Consider the following 2,256-nt stretch of genomic DNA (forward strand, 5'->3'; position numbering starts at 1 on the left):
CACCGCACCGTGAGATCCTCGAACCCCTGGCCCAGTACATCGCCCAACTGCACGACAGAAGTAGAGGTACTGGCCGGTGTTGCTGGCGGTCTCGATGGACCGGCCGGCCTCGGCGCCCTTGCCCCCGGAGACGAGGGTGCGGATGTAGACGATCCGCTCGCCCTTCTTGCCGGAGATGCGCGCCCAGTCGTCGGGGTTGGTGGTGTTGGGCAGGTCCTCGTTCTCCCGGAACTCGTCGACGCAGGCGTCGAGCAGGTGCTGCAGTCGCAGCCCCTTGCGGCCGGAGGTGAGGAACTCCTTGATGGCCATCTTCTTGCTCCGGTCGACGATGTTCTGGATCATCGCGCCGGAGTTGAAGTCCTTGAAGTAGAGGACTTCCTTGTCACCGTTGGCGTAGGTGACCTCGAGGAAGCGGTTCTCCTCGGTCTCCGAGTACATCCGCAGCACCACGGCGTCGATCATCGCCGCGACGGTGGCCTGGGGGTCGGCGCCGTGTTCGGCCAGGTCGTCGGGGTGTAGCGGCAGCCCGGAGAGGATGTACTTGGAGAAGATGTCCTTGGCCGCTTCGGCGTCCGGCCGCTCGATCTTGATCTTCACGTCGAGCCGACCGGGGCGCAGGATCGCCGGGTCGATCATGTCTTCCCGGTTGGAGGCGCCGATGACGATGACGTTCTCCAGCCCCTCCACGCCGTCGATCTCGCTGAGCAGCTGCGGGACGATCGTGTTCTCCACGTCGGAGGAGACACCGGAGCCGCGGGTCCGGAAGATCGAGTCCATCTCGTCGAAGAACACGATCACCGGGGTGCCCTCGCCGGCCTTCTCCCGGGCTCGTTGGAAGATCAGCCGGATGTGCCGCTCGGTCTCGCCGACGTACTTGTTGAGCAGCTCCGGGCCCTTGATGTTGAGGAAGAAGCTGGTGTGCTTCTCCTTGCCCTGCCGCTCGGCGATCTTCTTGGCCAGCGAGTTGGCCACCGCCTTGGCGATCAGCGTCTTGCCGCAACCCGGCGGGCCGTAGAGCAGGATGCCCTTGGGCGGACGGAGCTGGTGCTCACGGAACAGGTCCGCGTGCAGGAACGGCAACTCCACCGCGTCGCGGATCTGCTCGATCTGTGACTGGAGGCCACCGATGTCGGTGTAGCCGACGTCGGGCACCTCCTCCAGGACCAGCTCCTCGACCTCGCTCTTCGGGATCCGCTCGTACGCGTACGCCGAGCGGGGCTCGATCATGAGCGAGTCGCCGGCCCGGATCGCCGAGCCGATGAGCGTCTCGGCGAGGTGCACGATGCGCTCCTCGTCGGAGTGGGAGACCACGAGCGCCCGGTCACCCGGCCCGCCGCCTGGCCCCTCCAGGATCTCCTTGAGCATCACGACCTCACCGACCCGCTCGTAGCCGAACGCGTCGACGATGTTGAGCGCGTCGTTGAGCAGGACCTCCTGGCCGCGGCGCAGCTCGGCCACGTCCAGCGAGGGCGAGACGGCGACCCGCAGCTTGCGACCGCCGGTGAAGACATCCACCGTGCCGTCGTCGTGCTTGGCCAGGAAGACGCCGTAACCACTCGGCGGTTGTGCGAGGCGGTCGATCTCCTCCTTGAGCGTCACGATCTGCGTGCGAGCCTCCTTGAGGGTGCTCACCAGCCGGTCGTTGTTCTCGGTCAGCCGCGCCAACTGTGCCTGGGTGGCCGCCAGCCGCTCTTCGAGCTGCCGGACGTGTCGGGGGCTTTCGGTCAACTTGCGCCGCACCAGGGCGAGTTCCTCCTGAAGGAACGCGACCTGCGTGGAGAGATCGTGGGCTTCCTTCTCCCACCGTGCGGCGCGCGAGTCCGCGTCGTCGCTGCGTGCCACGTCCCACCTCCCCGGGGGGCTTGAACGTTCTGCCCTAACACTAGCCGCTATGAGGCCGATTCGGTCCCACGCAACACCCTCGTCACCGAACCTTGATCGCCAAGGGTGGCCTGGCGGGCCGGTACCGGCGTTCGGGTACCGTCGGAGCGTAGGACGCGAGAACATGGGGGGTGCACCGGTGGCCGAGGTCGCGACCGACCAGTTGCAGGTCTGGGTGGACCAGGATCTCTGCACGGGCGATGGGCTCTGCGTGCAGTACGCGCCGGAGGTGTTCGAGTTCGACATCGACGGCCTGGCGTACGTCAAGGGCGCCGACGGTGGCGAGGTGACGCAGCACGTCCACGTCGCCCCGGGCCAGTGCGGAGGCCGAGGACGGCAGCGGGTTCTCGGAGGCCAGCACGGTCAGGTCCCGGT

At 67.1% G+C, this 2,256-nt stretch carries 1 protein-coding gene and 1 pseudogene; one reads left to right on the top strand and one right to left on the bottom strand.

Annotation, left to right across the window (positions count from 1 at the left end; genetic code table 11):
* Positions 1–63: 63 nt before the first annotated feature.
* A pseudogene (gene arc / locus ABZV00_RS37710) lies at positions 64–1,842 on the bottom strand (proteasome ATPase); the annotation flags it as partial.
* A 178-nt stretch (positions 1,843–2,020) separates the two neighbouring features.
* Here arc and ABZV00_RS37715 point away from each other — a divergent pair.
* On the top strand, positions 2,021–2,256 hold a 236-nt coding region (locus ABZV00_RS37715), incomplete at its 3' end, for a ferredoxin (protein WP_355615423.1).

The organism is Micromonospora sp. NPDC005173 (genome assembly GCF_040608515.1).
In the GTDB taxonomy this organism is placed as follows: domain Bacteria; phylum Actinomycetota; class Actinomycetes; order Mycobacteriales; family Micromonosporaceae; genus Micromonospora.